General features: G+C 42.7%; 13 protein-coding genes, 1 other RNA gene and 1 other annotated feature. Of the genes, 12 read left to right on the top strand and 2 right to left on the bottom strand.

Translation table 11 applies throughout. The features are described 5' to 3' along the window. Positions 1–114 precede the first annotated feature (114 nt). The 6 genes from AMR95_RS17610 to dtd all read left to right on the top strand — a co-directional run bounded on the left by AMR95_RS17610 (position 115) and on the right by dtd (position 6812). On the top strand, positions 115–603 hold the full coding sequence (locus AMR95_RS17610; protein WP_058838998.1) for a cation:proton antiporter regulatory subunit: 489 nt from the start codon (positions 115–117) through the stop codon (positions 601–603). Between the two features lie 101 nt (positions 604–704). Next, the gene (locus AMR95_RS17615; protein WP_058838999.1) at positions 705–1055 is read left to right on the top strand and encodes a LapA family protein; all 351 of its coding nucleotides are present in this window, start codon (positions 705–707) and stop codon (positions 1053–1055) included. Between the two features lie 81 nt (positions 1056–1136). Beyond that, a complete protein-coding gene (recJ, locus tag AMR95_RS17620) occupies positions 1137–3461 on the top strand; it encodes a single-stranded-DNA-specific exonuclease RecJ (RefSeq protein WP_058839000.1) in 2325 nt (774 codons plus the stop codon). A 23-nt stretch (positions 3462–3484) separates the two neighbouring features. Continuing rightward, entirely contained in the window at positions 3485–3997 is a 513-nt protein-coding gene (locus AMR95_RS17625; protein ID WP_024423133.1) for an adenine phosphoribosyltransferase, read from the top strand. Positions 3998–4139: 142 nt separating this feature from the next. Continuing rightward, complete coding sequence (locus AMR95_RS17630) at positions 4140–6350, top strand: RelA/SpoT family protein (protein WP_047203353.1); 2211 nt, start codon at positions 4140–4142, stop codon at positions 6348–6350. 18 nt (positions 6351–6368) lie between these two features. Further along, positions 6369–6812, top strand: a complete 444-nt coding sequence (gene dtd / locus AMR95_RS17635) for a D-aminoacyl-tRNA deacylase (protein ID WP_024423131.1) — start codon at positions 6369–6371, stop codon at positions 6810–6812. Between the two features lie 96 nt (positions 6813–6908). Here dtd and AMR95_RS17640 read toward each other — a convergent pair whose 3' ends face one another. Beyond that, positions 6909–8489: an SH3 domain-containing protein gene (locus AMR95_RS17640; RefSeq protein ID WP_058839001.1), complete on the bottom strand. Its 1581-nt coding sequence runs from the start codon at positions 8487–8489 to the stop codon at positions 6909–6911. A 137-nt stretch (positions 8490–8626) separates the two neighbouring features. Here AMR95_RS17640 and AMR95_RS19330 point away from each other — a divergent pair, with 137 nt between their 5' ends. From AMR95_RS19330 to AMR95_RS17655, 5 genes are all read left to right on the top strand, one after another. After that, the gene (locus tag AMR95_RS19330) at positions 8627–8797 is read left to right on the top strand and encodes a YrzK family protein (protein ID WP_003216250.1); all 171 of its coding nucleotides are present in this window, start codon (positions 8627–8629) and stop codon (positions 8795–8797) included. Between the two features lie 58 nt (positions 8798–8855). Then, positions 8856–9094: a binding site (T-box leader), on the top strand. 73 nt (positions 9095–9167) lie between these two features. Continuing rightward, positions 9168–10442 (top strand): histidine--tRNA ligase, encoded by a 1275-nt coding sequence (gene hisS / locus AMR95_RS17645; protein ID WP_024423129.1) that lies wholly within the window; start codon positions 9168–9170, stop codon positions 10440–10442. A gap of 18 nt (positions 10443–10460) precedes the next feature. Beyond that, entirely contained in the window at positions 10461–12239 is a 1779-nt protein-coding gene (aspS, locus tag AMR95_RS17650; RefSeq protein WP_156414554.1) for an aspartate--tRNA ligase, read from the top strand. A gap of 77 nt (positions 12240–12316) precedes the next feature. Further along, positions 12317–12497: non-coding RNA, 6S RNA (gene ssrS, locus AMR95_RS19035), on the top strand. A 92-nt stretch (positions 12498–12589) separates the two neighbouring features. Then, positions 12590–13354: a tRNA threonylcarbamoyladenosine dehydratase gene (locus AMR95_RS17655; protein ID WP_039180291.1), complete on the top strand. Its 765-nt coding sequence runs from the start codon at positions 12590–12592 to the stop codon at positions 13352–13354. Between the two features lie 33 nt (positions 13355–13387). Here AMR95_RS17655 and AMR95_RS17660 read toward each other — a convergent pair whose 3' ends face one another. Further along, positions 13388–14653: a replication-associated recombination protein A gene (locus tag AMR95_RS17660; protein ID WP_058839003.1), complete on the bottom strand. Its 1266-nt coding sequence runs from the start codon at positions 14651–14653 to the stop codon at positions 13388–13390. A 208-nt stretch (positions 14654–14861) separates the two neighbouring features. On the opposite strand from AMR95_RS17660, the gene cymR reads away from it, so the two are divergent. Beyond that, entirely contained in the window at positions 14862–15281 is a 420-nt protein-coding gene (cymR, locus tag AMR95_RS17665) for a cysteine metabolism transcriptional regulator CymR (RefSeq protein WP_024423125.1), read from the top strand. The last annotated feature ends 15 nt before the right edge of the window (positions 15282–15296 follow it).

Below are 15296 nucleotides of genomic sequence, written 5' to 3' on the forward strand. Positions count from 1 at the left end.
TTCGGGTTTCATTGATCTTAAAATGGTCTTTTGCTATAATGACTTACGTTTAGATCAGTATAGAAAGCGGGTGTCTGTTTAAGGCATTTTGCTTTATTCATTGGAGGGGCTGTGATGAAGGTTCGGGAAACTGAACTGCCAGGTATCGGTCATAAAGCCGAAATGATCACAAGAAATAATGAGAAGCTTGCCATCATTACACATAATGACGGCAGAAGAGAAATGTATCATTTTCAGGAGGACGACCACGAAGAAACGATTTCTGGTATCCTGCTAAACGATGAAGAAGCAAGACAAATTGCCGCTATTTTAGGCGGCATGGTCTATAAGCCGAAAGCGCTTGAAACCGTAGAGGTAGCCATTGATGATCTAGTGATTGAATGGTTTAAAATTGAAAAGAATGCACCAGCTGTTCAGAGAAGCATCGGTGAACTCAATGTCCGCCAAAACTATCAAGTAACAGTCATCGCCATTATGAGAAAATCACACGAGAAGATTTTAAATCCAGGACCAGATACCATCATCGAAGAAGGGGATACCCTTGTTATTTCTGGAGAAAGAAAAGAATTAAAGAACCTGATTAAAGAAAAACTCAGCAGCTGATGATGCCCATGCTGATAGGTTTTCTTCCGCTGCTTTTTTTCTGTGTTTAAAAAAGGCAGTGAAAAGGGAAGAATAAAAGAAAAAGCTTGGGGGATTTGTAGATGAACAAACAACAATGGACCATCATACTCGCATTTATTTTCGTATTAATTGTCTCAGTATTTGCCGTGATTAATGTACGGCCTGTCGAGGTAGACTACTTATTTGGAACGGCTGAATGGCCGCTGATCCTCGTCATTATCGGTTCTGTTTTAATGGGCGGACTGATTGTGGCATTTGCAGGGATCTTCCAAATTGTGAAACTGAAACGTGAACTAAAGGCATTAAAAGCTGAGCGTGCAGCTGCTGCACCTGCTACTTCGACGAAAAAGGCAGACAAAGATCTTCAAAAAAAATCGCATGTTACGCCTTTAAAAGAACAACCAGCATCATTTGACCGGAAGGAAAAATAATCTTCCAGCACAATTTCATAAAATAAAAATTGAAACCCCTCAGGCCACTCTAGTATAATAGTGTGGTTGAGGGGTGAATTTATGTTATTATCCAAAATGCGCTGGGAATATGAACATCCAAGCGAAGAAAAAGTGAAATCACTCTCTGAAAATCTGAATATTTCAGCGCTGACTGCATCGCTTCTCGTAAAAAGAGGACTTGAAGAAGTAGAAGAGGCGAGGTCTTTTTTATTTGATCAAAAAGCCGAATTTCATGATCCATTCTTATTAAAAGGAATGAAAGAAGCAGTAGAGCGCATCAACAAAGCGATCGAAGAGCAGGAATCGATTGTGATCTTCGGAGACTATGATGCAGATGGTGTGACAAGTACGTCTGTACTTTTACATACATTAAAAGAGCGGTCTGCGATAGTAGACTTTTATATTCCAGATCGGTTTAAAGAAGGCTATGGGCCTAATGAACAGGCTTTTCGATATATCAAGGAGCAAGGAGCATCGCTTGTCATCACGGTTGATACAGGCATTGCTGCTGTAAATGAAGCACGTATTGCAAAAGAAATAGGGCTAGACCTGATCATTACAGATCACCATGAACCAAGTGAGGAGCTGCCTGAGGCACTTGCCATTGTCCATCCTAAGCAGCCAGGCTGTGAGTATCCCTTTAAAGAACTTGCTGGTGTAGGTGTAGCGTTTAAAGTGGCGCATGCACTTCTTGGGGAGATGCCAGTTCAGCTGTTAGATCTTGCAGCAATCGGGACAATCGCGGATCTTGTACCGCTTCATGATGAGAATAGATGGCTCGCCAAAAAAGGGCTTATGCAGCTTCGTCAGTCGAATAGACCGGGGCTGAAAGCGTTATTGAAAGAAGCGGGAGCCACTTTAGAAGAAGCGAACGAGGAAACGGTCGGCTTTCAAATTGCGCCAAGGCTGAATGCTGTAGGACGAATTGAACAGGCAGATCCAGCTGTTCACCTTCTTATGACTGAGGATAAGGATGAAGCAGAAGAGCTCGCTCGTTTTGTACAGGAACTGAATAAAGAACGACAAAAGATTGTCAGTACGATCACAGAAGAAGCCATTCAAATGGTGGAAGAGGCAGGCGATGACCAGTCTGCGATCGTTGTAGCGAAAGCTGGCTGGAATCCGGGCGTTGTCGGAATTGTTGCCTCTAAATTGACGGATACTTTTTCTCGTCCGGCGATTGTGCTTGGAATAGATGAAGAAACGCAAATGGCAAAAGGATCAGCCCGGAGCATTCCTGGCTTCGATCTATTCTTCCATCTAAGCAAATGCCGCGACATCCTGCCGCATTTCGGCGGGCATCCGATGGCAGCAGGGATGACACTTCGAGCGGATGATGTCGCTTTACTAAGGGAAAGATTAAATCAATATGCCAATGAAACATTGACGGAAGAAGATTTTATTCCCATTCAGCGGGTCGATGCTGTGTGTAAGGTAGACGAATTGACGGTTCAAGCGATTGAAGAAGCAGGGATGCTGTCACCATTTGGTATGTCAAACCCAAAACCGTTCATTATGATTGAAGATGCGAAGCTTGAAGATATCCGAACAATTGGGGCAAATCACAACCATATTAAAATGTCTCTGAAAGACGAAGACAAGCTGCTTGACTGTGTCGGCTTTCACCAAGGGAAATTAAAAGAAGAAATTGTTCCAGGAAGCCGCATTTCCGTGATTGGAGAAATGTCCGTCAATGAATGGAATAACCGGAAAAAGCCCCAGCTGATGCTAAAAGATGCACGAGTTGATGAATGGCAGCTGTTTGATCTGCGCGGGAAAAAGGATTGGGAGAAGAAAGTTTCGACGCTTGATTCAGAAAAATCTTTGGTTGTCTGTTTTGATGAAGCAACGAAACAAAACGTCGATATCCCCATTCATCATGTTCATGCAGATAATGTATCAACATTTGATGTACACGGAAAGTATGTGGTCTTTGCAGATGTTCCGGCAGATGAGCAATTGCTGAAGCAGCTTTTAGAAAATCAAAAGCCTGCCAGAATTTATACGGTTTTTCAAAGAGAAGAAGATCATTTTATGTCCTCTTTCCCAAGCCGTGATCAATTCAAATGGTTTTATGGGTTCTTGTTTAAACGGGGAAGTTTTCCTATCAAAGAACAAGGAATGGAGCTTGCCAAACATAGAGGCTGGACAAAAGATACAATCATTTTTATGACAAAGGTGTTTTTTGAACTCGGTTTTGTTAAAATAGAGAATGGTGTGCTGTCAATAGTACTTGATGCCCCTAAAAAAGATTTAACGGCATCAGCGTCCTATACAGCAAAACAACGATTGATGGAACTCGATCAAACACTAACATATTCCTCAGCTAAAGAGCTGAAGGAATGGCTGAATAGCATGATGAGCGAAGTCTCACCTGTGCTTTGACGTACGAGGAGGAAAAGGAAAAGATGGATTTAAAACAATATGTGACAGTTGTACCTGACTACCCAAAGGAAGGTGTACAATTTAAAGATATTACAACGTTAATGGATAAAGGCGAAGTGTACCGTTATGCAACGGATCAGATCGTTGAATACGCGAAGGAAAGAGACATTGATCTCATTGTTGGACCTGAAGCGCGTGGATTCATTATTGGCTGCCCTGTAGCATACGCACTTGGTGTAGGTTTTGCACCAGTTCGTAAAGAAGGAAAGCTTCCTCGTGAAGTCATTAAAGTCGATTACGGCTTGGAATATGGTAAAGATGTATTAACGATTCATAAAGATGCGATTCGTCCTGGTCAGCGTGTCCTGATTACAGATGACTTACTGGCAACTGGTGGAACAATTGAAGCGTCCATCAAGCTTGTAGAGGAATTAGGCGGCGTTGTGGCAGGGATTGCATTTTTGATTGAGCTGACGTATCTTGACGGCAGAAAGAAGCTTGACGGCTACGACATCATGACGTTAATGCAATACTAATGGAGTTTTTCGTAAAAAGCACTCAGTAAGAAGGGTGCTTTTTTCCTATCAAAAATCTTTTAGCGGACTTCTTCTCTTTACATCTATCGAATTTTTCTTGATAATAAACTACAATACAGTTTTCATTTAAAAAGGTGATTCCATGGCGAACGAACAAGTTTTAACGGCGCAGCAGGTCATTGACAAGGCAAGAGAATACCTGTCCGCTGAACATATTCAATTTATAGAGCGAGCATATGAATATGCTGAAAATGCACACAAGGAGCAATACCGGAAATCTGGTGAGCCCTATATTATCCATCCAATTCAAGTGGCGGGCATTCTTGTTGACCTTGAAATGGATCCATCAACCATTGCAGGTGGTTTCCTCCACGATGTAGTTGAGGATACAGATGTGACATTACAGGATTTAAAAGAGCATTTTAACGAAGAAGTAGCAATGCTTGTTGATGGTGTCACAAAGCTCGGGAAGATTAAATATAAATCACAAGAAGAACAGCAGGCCGAAAACCATCGAAAAATGTTTGTTGCAATGGCGCAGGATATCCGCGTGATCTTGATTAAGCTGGCAGACCGTCTTCATAACATGAGAACGCTCAAACATCTTCCGCAGGAAAAGCAGCGGAGAATTTCAAATGAAACGCTTGAAATCTTTGCACCGCTTGCGCACAGATTAGGGATTTCAAAGATTAAGTGGGAGCTTGAAGATACAGCACTCCGCTATTTAAATCCGCAACAATATTACCGAATTGTGAATCTGATGAAGCGTAAACGAGCGGAACGTGAGGAATACTTGGACGAGGTTGTCAATGAAGTGAAAGACCGCGTGTCTGAGGTGAACATCAAGGCTGAATTTTCCGGAAGACCAAAACATATTTATAGCATTTATCGCAAAATGGTCTTGCAAAATAAGCAGTTTAATGAAATTTATGATCTGCTTGCCGTTCGTATTTTGGTCGACAGCATTAAAGACTGTTATGCGGTGCTCGGTATTATCCATACATGCTGGAAACCGATGCCAGGCAGATTTAAGGATTATATTGCGATGCCAAAGCCGAACATGTACCAGTCTCTTCATACAACGGTGATTGGTCCAAAAGGTGATCCGCTTGAAGTTCAGATCCGTACAGTGGAAATGCATGAAATTGCAGAATATGGGATTGCGGCACACTGGGCATATAAAGAAGGCAAAGAGTCAGCAGAATCAACGGAAGAAGCGGTCTTCCAAAAGAAGCTTTCTTGGTTTAGAGAAATTCTTGAATTCCAAAACGAATCCACAGATGCAGAAGAATTTATGGAATCGTTAAAAATCGATCTCTTCTCTGATATGGTGTTTGTGTTTACACCAAAAGGAGACGTTATTGAACTGCCGTCAGGCTCAGTTCCGATTGACTTCTCTTACCGGATTCACTCGGAAATTGGGAATAAAACGATCGGTGCCAAGGTCAATGGCAAAATGGTCACACTCGATCACAAACTAAAAACAGGTGACATTATTGAAATTCTGACATCAAAGCACAGCTACGGGCCAAGTCAGGATTGGGTCAAGCTTGCCCAAACCTCCCAAGCGAAGCACAAGATCAGGCAGTTTTTCAAAAAACAGCGCCGTGAAGAAAATGTCGAAAAAGGCCGAGAGCTCGTGGAAAAAGAAATCAAAAACCTTGAGTTTGATGTCAAAGACATTCTGACCGCTGAAAACCTGCAAAAAGTGGCTGACAAATTTAATTTTTCAAACGAAGAGGACATGTATGCAGCTGTTGGATATAACGGCATTACTGCACTACAAGTTGCCAATCGTTTAACGGAAAAAGAAAGAAAACAAAGAGATCAAGAAGAGCAAGAGAAAACCGTTCAAGAAGTGACGGTGGAACCAAAGACGTATCACGGGAAAAAACGGGAAGCTGGCGTAAGGGTCAAAGGGATTGATAACCTGCTTGTCCGCTTATCTAAGTGCTGTAACCCTGTTCCTGGCGATAGCATTGTCGGCTTTATTACGAAGGGCCGAGGCGTATCTGTTCACCGTGAGGACTGTCCGAACGTGAAGACAGGAGAAGCGCAGGAGCGGTTAATTCCGGTCGAGTGGGAGCATGAGCAGCCTGCTAAAAACCGTAAAGAATACAATGTGGAAATTGAAATATTAGGATATGATAGACGCGGCTTACTCAATGAGGTGCTTCAAGCAGTTAACGAAACCAAAACGAACATCTCCTCTGTTTCTGGGAAGTCTGATCGTAACAAAGTGGCGACGATCCATATGGCGATCTTTATCCAAAATATTAATCATTTGCACAAAGTAGTCGAACGCATTAAACAAATCAAAGACATTTACTCTGTTCGCCGATTCATGAATTAGAAAGGAAGTATATCGTCTATGAGGCTTGTTGTGCAGCGTGTGACAAATGCATCTGTGAAGGTAGAAGAAGAGATCACAGGTGCCATAAGCGAAGGATATATGGTGCTTGTTGGTGTCACACACGAAGATACAGAAGAAGATGTGCTTTACTTAGCTGAAAAGCTTGCACATTTACGTATTTTTGAAGATGAAAATGGGAAAATGAATCGTTCATTATTGGACATAAAAGGAAGCGTTCTGTCTGTGTCGCAATTTACCCTTTATGGTGATACGAGAAAGGGCAGACGGCCGAATTTTATGAAAGCCGCCAAGCCGGATGCAGCCAATTCGCTTTACGAATGTTTCAATAAAACCCTTAGAGAAAAAGGTATCCATGTTGAAACTGGCCGTTTTGGTGCGATGATGGACGTGTCATTGACCAATTCAGGACCAGTCACGATCTTAATGGACAGCAAAGAATAGATTCTCTTTAGACTGTAGATGAACTCATGCGGGAGTTTGTTTAGAGTCTTTTTTTTGTGGTCAAACAAAAAAAGAGGCGCAGAGGCCTCTTTCTTTTTAACGGAAATATTGTTTTAATCCTTCAGTCATTCCTTCTGTGACTCGTTCTTGGTAAGAGGCGCTATAAATGATCGCTTCCTCCTGAGGATTGCTTAAATACCCGAGTTCATATAAAAGGGAAGGGCGTTTGTTTTCTCTTAAAACAAAGTAATCTCCGAATTTGACACCCTTATCAGGGATTTGAGAGCGTTTTGCGACTTCGGAATGAACGCTTGACGCTAATTGCTGATCTTTTGCTGCGTGATAATAATACGCTGTACTTCCTCTAACACTTTGGTCCATAAAACTATCATAATGAAGACTAATAAATGCATCTGCATTTCGGTAATGAGATGTCGCCACCCTCGATTGAAGGCTGATAAAGGTATCGTCACTTCTAGTTAAATACACATTTGCACCAGAAGCTCTTAATTTGCCTGCCAGTAAATTGGCGGTTTTGATGGTGATGTTCTTTTCAAAAGCACCGTCTGCGCCAATTGTGCCGCTGTCTTTTCCGCCATGACCAGGGTCAAGAACAATCGTTTTTCCTTTTAAAGAACCAGTCCCAGACGATGAATCCTGCTGAGGTCTTGGCGCTTCGCTGCTATTTTTCTTCGTTTGAACGACCCAGCTCGCCACATAGCCAGTCCCGCCATTCGATAGTGTCACCTCGTACCAGTCACCTTGCGTCCGAACAATGTGATAGGCAGCTCCTTTTGTTGCTCTTTCTGCAATCCCAGCAGAGGTAGAAGCGCTTTTTCGAATGTTGGTGCCGTCATAGACAATGTACGCTTTTTGCTCAGAAGCCGAAGAGGATGAACTCTTTTCAGGTGCAGAGCCTGCTCCTTTGCCTGTGACAATGTAATAGCTTGCAACCCAGCCTTTTACGCCTTTCCCCTCAATTTCATACCAGCCGTTCTGCTCTCGCAAAATGGTGATCTGTGTGTTGCGGGCAAGTGAAGCGACGACTTGTGCATTTGGTGCGGCCGATTGCCTCACATTCAAGCTCGATACGCCAACTGTGCCTGTCTGGTTAGAGCGAGAAGACCCGCCGGAGCTTGATTGAGAAGTTTTCTGCCCCCCTGAAACATAATCAGAGTGAACCCAGCCTTCTGCTTGTTTATAAGAAATTTTCGTCCATTCGCCGCTTGTCTCGAGCTTTTTAGCGGAAGCGCCTTGCGGGAAAGTACCAATCACTTGATAGGAAGTCCCAGGGCCTGTCCGGATGCGAAGGTCGGAAGCTGTCGATGTAATGGTACTGCCTCCTGCCGTGCTTTGACTTTGCGCCTTTGGTTTCTCTGTTTTTTGAGCGCCGGATGATGTGGTGATCAGCCATGAGACGACCCAGCCTTTTTGTCCGTTTGATAATTGGATCTGCACCCATTCTCCTTGTTCAGTGAGAATAGGATAACTTTCGCCGCGTTTTACTACAGCTGCAATTCCATAGCTTAAACCAGGGCCCGTTCTCACATTGATTTCATCTGTTGCGACCACAGCTTGATCTGTTTGTGCTGTAGCATGTGTCATAGGCAAAGAACTCGCGATGAGAACAAAACAAGTAAGCAGCATCATCATTTGATTGTGTTTTTTCAGATTCAAAACGGTGTTTTCCCCTCCCTTGTAAAACCGATGAATGTTAATTCGTTATGTAGTGGATGAATTCCTTGCAGTTTCCCTAATAAAAATGAATCAATCTGTTTATACTAAATAAAAATGTGATAAAAGGATGTACAAACATGAGATTAAGCAGAAAATTAGGACGAGTGCAATATAATGGACATCGTGATATCGACCGCTGGCAGCATGACGAAATGGATCAGCCAGGCTTCCTTGAAGAAACCGCATCTGAATACGGATGTACGTCAAAAGAAGAGCTGGAAAAGAAAAAGAGGCACGGCAAGGGTTGACAGAGTGGCAGCACCGACCTTATTATAATATAAATCAACACACTTGAAAATTTAAAATGTGGAACTGATGATAGAGAATAGTAGGGTAAATTGCGTGAGCAGAGAGGAATCGCCTTAGGCTGAAAGCGAATCCGCATGGCATTTATCACGAAAGAACACTCTGTAGGTTTCCTGCTGAACGCTCGAAAAATGAGTCAATAGGCGGAGAACGTGAATCTGCGTTAAGGATTTGAGCGGGAACATGCTTGATCATGTTCCAACTAGGGTGGCACCACGGGTATAACTCTCGTCCCTACTATACACATAGTAGAGGCGGGGGTTTTTTATATGTCCACATAAAAAATGAATGATGGTCGTAGGAGGACGAAAAATGAGTTTTAATATTCCAAGAGGCACACAGGATATTTTACCTGGAGAGTCAGAACGCTGGCAGTATGTTGAACAAATTGCGAGAGATACATGTGCAGCCTTTCAATACAAAGAAATCCGCACACCGATTTTTGAGCATACAGAGCTGTTTGCACGGGGAGTAGGCGAATCAACTGATATCGTTCAAAAAGAGATGTACACATTTGAAGATAAAAAAGGACGCAGCATCACACTCCGTCCAGAGGGAACAGCTTCAACCGTCCGTTCTTATGTTGAAAATAAATTGTTTGCCCAGCCGGCTCAGCCAACTAAGCTGTATTACATCGGACCAATGTTCCGCTATGAACGTCCGCAAACAGGAAGATATCGTCAATTTTATCAATTTGGTATTGAAGCGATTGGTTCCAAGGATCCTGCCATTGATGCAGAGGTCATTTCACTTGCGATGAGTGTGTATGAGAAAGCAGGCCTTTCTAACTTAAAACTCGTCATTAACAGCCTTGGTGACAAAGAGAGCCGTGCAGACTACCGCACAGCACTGGTCAAGCACTTTGAGCCAAGAATTGAGGAATTCTGTCACGACTGTCAAACTCGTTTACACCAAAATCCGCTGCGTATTCTTGATTGTAAAAAGGATCGTGATCATGAACTGATGACAACAGCTCCATCCATTCAAGATTACTTAAATGAAGAATCACGGACGTATTTTGAAAAGGTCAAACAATACTTATCAGATATAGGCATTGAGTATGTCGTCGATCCAAATTTAGTGCGCGGTCTTGATTACTACAATCACACAGCATTTGAGATCATGAGCAATGCAGAAGGCTTTGGTGCGATTACAACATTAGCCGGCGGCGGCCGTTATGACGGACTCGTTGAAGGAATTGGCGGTCCTGAATCACCAGGGATCGGATTTGCAATGAGTATTGAGCGTTTCCTATCAGCGATCGATGCTGAAGGAATTGAGCTTCCTCTGCAAGATGGTATTGATCTATACATTGCTGCTCTCGGAGATGAAGCGAAGGATTATTCTGTTTCTTTATTAAACCGTCTGAGAAAAGAAGGTATCTCAAGTGAAATGGACTATACAGGGAAGAAACTAAAAGGACAATTTAAAGCAGCTGATCGTTTAAAAGCCAAATTTATTGCAGTTCTTGGAGAAGATGAACTTGCACAGCAAATTGTGAATGTGAAAGATACAACTACGGGTGAACAAATTGAAGTGAAGCTTGATGAGCTGATTCAAATGTTGAAGGCCCACCAGAAAGCGTAAAGAAGGAGTGGAATGTTCGTGTTTGGTAGAACTTTTTATTGTGGAGAAGTAACAGAAGACCAAATCGGTCAGTCAGTTGTATTAAAAGGATGGGTTCAAAAAAGGCGTGACCTAGGCGGTTTAATCTTTATTGATTTGCGCGACCGTTCAGGGATTGTACAAGTTGTTTTCAATCCAGACTTATCAAAAGAGGCGCTTGAGACAGCAGAATCAATTCGTAACGAATATGTCCTTGATATTAAAGGAACGGTTGTCGCAAGAGAAGAAGCAACGATCAACCCAAATTTAAAAACGGGCAAAATTGAAATTCAAGTCGAAACGGTCACCGTTTTAAATGAAGCGAAGACTCCTCCATTTGTGATTTCAGATCAAGCAGACGAGGTATCAGAAGATGTTCGTTTAAAATATCGTTACCTGGATCTTCGCCGCCCTGCAATGTTTGAAACAATGAAAATGCGACATGAAGTCACAAAAGCATTCCGCCATTTCTTAGACGACAACGGCTTTCTAGACATTGAAACACCAATTTTAACGAAAAGTACCCCAGAAGGTGCGCGTGACTATCTTGTTCCAAGCCGTGTACACGAGGGAGAATTTTATGCACTGCCTCAGTCTCCGCAATTATTTAAACAATTGCTGATGGTTTCTGGGATGGACCGTTATTATCAAATTGCCCGCTGCTTTAGAGATGAAGATTTGCGTGCTGACCGTCAGCCGGAATTCACACAAGTCGATATTGAAATGTCCTTTATGAGTCAAGAGGACATCATGACGCTTGCTGAAGAGATGATGGCGAAGGTAATGAAAGATGTCAAAGGTGTAGACCTTACATTGCCATTACCTCGTATGACATACGATGAAGCCATGAATTCCTATGGATCTGATAAACCGGATACACGTTTTGAGATGAAGCTGGTTAACATTTCAGATACGGTAAAAGACTCCGATTTCAAAGTGTTTAGTGGAGCTGTGAAAAATGGTGGAGCTGTGAAAGCCATCAATGTCAAAGGGGCTGCAGCGAACTACTCAAGAAAAGACATTGATGCACTTGGTGCATTTGCAGCGAACTACGGTGCAAAAGGTCTAGCTTGGCTAAAAGCAGAAGGGACTGAATTAAAAGGTCCGATCGCTAAATTCTTTGATGATGCAAAGCAAGCTGAATTAAAAGAACAGCTGCAAGTTGAAGAAGGCGACCTGTTACTCTTTGTCGCAGATAAGACGTCTGTTGTTCATGATGCACTTGGTGCACTTCGTTTAAAACTTGGTAAAGAGCTTGAAATGATCGATGAGTCTGTATTCAATTTCTTATGGGTTGTCGATTGGCCGCTGCTTGAAAAGGATGAAGAAGAAGGCCGCTTCTATGCTGCCCATCATCCATTCACAATGCCAGTTCGCGATGATCTTGAATTAATTGAAACAAGCCCAGAAGATATGAAGGCACAGGCTTACGATCTTGTGCTAAATGGCTACGAGCTTGGCGGAGGTTCTATTCGTATTTTTGAAAAGGACATTCAAGAAAAAATGTTTGGCTTACTTGGTTTTTCAAAAGAAGAGGCCTACGAACAATTCGGCTTCCTTCTGGATGCGTTCGAGCATGGTGTTCCTCCGCATGGCGGAATCGCGCTTGGGCTTGATCGTTTAGTGATGCTGCTTGCAGGCCGCTCTAACTTAAGAGATACGATTGCATTCCCGAAAACGGCAAGTGCGAGCTGCGTTCTCACAGATGCCCCTGGCCATGTGAGCGAGGCGCAGCTTGATGAGCTGAGTTTAGCGATTAAAACAAAAGTAAAACAGTAAAATAGGTGCATGTTTATAGGTATGTAAACGCTTGAAAAAGAAATATGCCTATGATATGCTTTCATCAATCAATAAATAAAGTCCTGATACGTACGGTGGTTACCTAGTTTTGACCGAACATTTTTTTATACGGGAGCTTGCCTTTCCTTTCTGCATAAATGCCTCATTAGAGGACTTATAAAGTCAGGAAGAAAGCACCCACCTGCATGGTGCGGGGTTCAAAACGAAGGAAATGCTGGCGGCGTCATCGGGACTTTTTTGTGTTTTTTTCTTTTAGAGAAGGATGACGGAGAAGTCTGAATATGATATGATTCTTTCGATTCATTTTAAATAAAGGTGGAGTGAGGCACTTGTTACATCAGTTTTCAAGAAACGAGCTTGCCATTGGCAAGGAAGGCTTAAATATACTAAAAAACAGTACAGTTGCAGTGCTTGGTGTAGGCGGCGTTGGTTCATTCGCAGTAGAGGCACTCGCTCGTTCAGGCGTTGGCCGTATTGTTCTTGTTGATAAAGATGATATTGATATTACAAATGTAAACCGTCAGCTTCCAGCATTGCTATCAACAGTTGGCCAGCCAAAGGTTGACTTAATGCAGGCGAGAATCGCTGATATTAATCCAGAATGTGAAGTTGTTGCGCTTAAAATGTTTTATACAGAGGAAACATACGAGCAATTTTTTGAGTATCCGCTTGATTATGTCATTGATGCCTCAGATACCATTCACTATAAAATTCATTTAATGAAAGAGTGTCTGAACCGCGGTGTGAACATCATTTCAAGTATGGGAGCTGCGAACAAAACAGATCCGACACGCTTCAAAATTGATGATATTTCAAAAACACATACCGATCCTATTGCAAAAGTCGTGAGAACACGTCTGCGTAAGGAAGGGATTCGTAAAGGAATTGAAGTTATTTTCTCTGATGAAAGTCCGATTGTCATTCGCGAAGATGTCAGAAAAGAAGTTGGAAATGATGAAGCGAAGATTCGCAAGGCGCAAATGCCGCCATCATCCAATGCGTTCGTTCCGTCAGTTGCCGGACTGATCATGGGTGGTCATGTCATTATGAAGCTTTTAAAGGATATTCCGATTACACGTGTGAAGGATAAATAAACAGCCCGCCTGCTAATATGCAGGGGGCTTTTTTTATTTTTGGCGTTTTAAATTTTCATAGACCTGTTTCAATGCACCTTCAAATTTTCCGGTTTGCTTCGGTACATAGTATTGCTTGTTTTTCAGCGGATCAGGTAAATATTGCTGCTTCACCCAGCCGTTCTCGTAATCATGTGGGTATAAGTAATCGACACCTCTTCCGAGTGCTGTGGCGCCTTTGTAGTGTGCATCCTTTAAATGAACTGGAACCTCACCAATTTTCCCTGTACGAATGTCACCAAGTGCCGCATCAATCGCCTTATATGCCGAATTGGACTTAGGAGAAAGACACAGTTCAATCACTGCGTTCGCCAGCGGAATCCGTGCTTCTGGGAAACCGATTCTTTCTGCTGTTTGTACTGCGCTTAACACGCGGGGGCCTGCCTGCGGACTGGCTAAGCCAATGTCCTCGTAAGCCATCACGAGTAATCTCCTTGAAATGCTTTCAAGGTCTCCTGCTTCGATCAGTCTGGCAAGGTAATGCAGCGCCGCATCTGTATCAGATCCCCTAATGGATTTTTGAAAAGCCGAGAGGACATCATAATGAGCATCACCATTCTTGTCATGTGAGAAGCTCTTTTTTTGTAAGCATTCTTCTGCTGCGGCAAGAGTAATTTTGATATGCCCGGTCTCATCAGGTTTTGTCGATAAGACAGCGAGTTCTAGTGCATTTAAAGCAGAACGCACGTCTCCTCCGCATCCATTGGCAAAATGATTCATCGATTCATCGTCCACGGTCACCTCATAACCGCCAAGCCCGCGATGCTCATCCTGTAAGGCTCTTGTTAACGCAGCTTTGATTTGCTCTGTTTCAAGCGGCTTCAGCTCGAATATTTGTGTCCGGCTTCGGATGGCGGGATTGATCGCATGATAGGGATTAGCCGTCGTTGCGCCAATTAAAATGATCATGCCATTTTCTAAATAAGGAAGGAGAAAATCCTGCTTTCCTTTATCAAGCCGGTGGACTTCGTCTAAAATAAGGATCACCTGTCCGCTCATTTTCGCTTCAGCGGCGACAGCCTCCATATCCTTTTTGTTATGAATGACCGCATTTAATGTACGAAAAGCAATGCTTGTACTGCCAGCAATTGCGGTCGCAATCGATGTTTTGCCGATGCCCGGCGGTCCGTATAAAATCATCGAGGATAAATGCTTTGCCTCGACCATTCGTCTAATAATTTGACCTTCTCCAACAAGATGCTCCTGCCCAATAATGTCTTCAATATGACTTGGGCGCATCCGGTACGCTAAAGGTTTCATAATTATCTCTCCTAAAGCAATGTCTTGTTTGTATAGAGTACCGAAATTTCTTCAAATAGAAAAGGGATGCGTCCTCCTATTATGCTCAATACCCGTAAATGAAAGTTGGCTGAAAGTATGATATAATTGCTTTTGGTCTATATATCAGCGTATATGAAATCAGAAAAATAATTGATGACATAGAATAGAAAACGCAGAGGTGTTTAACTTGAAAATATCAACTAAAGGCAGATATGGTCTGACGATCATGATCGAATTAGCCAAAAAACATGGCGAAGGCCCTACATCATTAAAATCAATCGCTCAAAACAATGATTTGTCTGAGCATTATTTAGAGCAGCTTGTATCACCACTCCGCAATGCCCGTCTTGTAAAAAGTATCCGCGGTGCGTATGGCGGCTATGTTCTTGCACATGAACCAAACGAGATCACAGCAGGTGATATTATTCGTGTATTAGAAGGACCAATTAGTCCTGTTGAAGTCATCGAAAACGAAGAACCAGCAAAGCGTGAACTATGGATTCGTATTCGTGATGCAGTAAAAGACGTACTAGACAATACAACTCTTGAAGACTTGGCAAGCTACACAGATGACGGGGATCAAGACTCGTATATGTTCTATATTTAGATCAGAGGTGTACCG

Origin of the sequence: Bacillus sp. G1(2015b), assembly GCF_001482475.1 — a bacterium.
GTDB classification, from domain to species: domain Bacteria; phylum Bacillota; class Bacilli; order Bacillales; family Bacillaceae; genus Bacillus; species Bacillus safensis.